This is a genomic window from Mesorhizobium sp. M7A.F.Ca.CA.002.05.1.1 (assembly GCF_003998335.1).
Classification (GTDB): Bacteria; Pseudomonadota; Alphaproteobacteria; order Rhizobiales; family Rhizobiaceae; genus Mesorhizobium.
In genome coordinates this window covers 1-461 of sequence record NZ_RZQI01001641.1, presented here as the reverse complement: position 1 = coordinate 461, position 461 = coordinate 1, and the positions used below count along the sequence as shown (strand labels likewise).

Annotated in this window: 1 protein-coding gene; it reads right to left on the bottom strand. The window is 65.9% G+C overall.

The window, feature by feature from the left end; genetic code table 11:
* The coding region (locus EN939_RS37520) for a riboflavin kinase (RefSeq protein ID WP_272483152.1) at nucleotides 1-461 on the bottom strand (461 nt) is incomplete at both ends.

Below are 461 nucleotides of genomic sequence, written 5' to 3'. Positions count from 1 at the left end.
GAAGAAGGAAACCTGACAGACCTCGCCATAGAGGTCTTCGGAGAAGTCGAAGACGAAGGTTTCCAGCAGCGGCGTGCCATTGTCATTGACGGTCGGGCGCCGGCCGAAGCTGGCGACGCCGTCGTGAAGCGTGCCGTCGGCGCGGCGGAAGCGGACGGCATAGATGCCCTCCTTGAGTGCGGCTTCAGCCGACAGCCTCATATTCGCGGTTGGAAAGCCAAGGGTGCGGCCAAGCTGCTGTCCGCCGACCACTTCGCTTTCGACGGTGAAGCGGTAGCCGAGCAGACCGGCGGCTTCGGCCACTTCGCCCTCGCCCAGCAATCCGCGGATGCGGCTGGACGACACCACCTCGGCGCCCTCGTCCCGGAAGGCGTCGACGAGCGTGACGCCGAAGCCGTGACGCTCGCCGGCCGCCATCAGGTAGGCCGGGCCGCCTTGACGATCCTTGCCGAAGTGGAAAT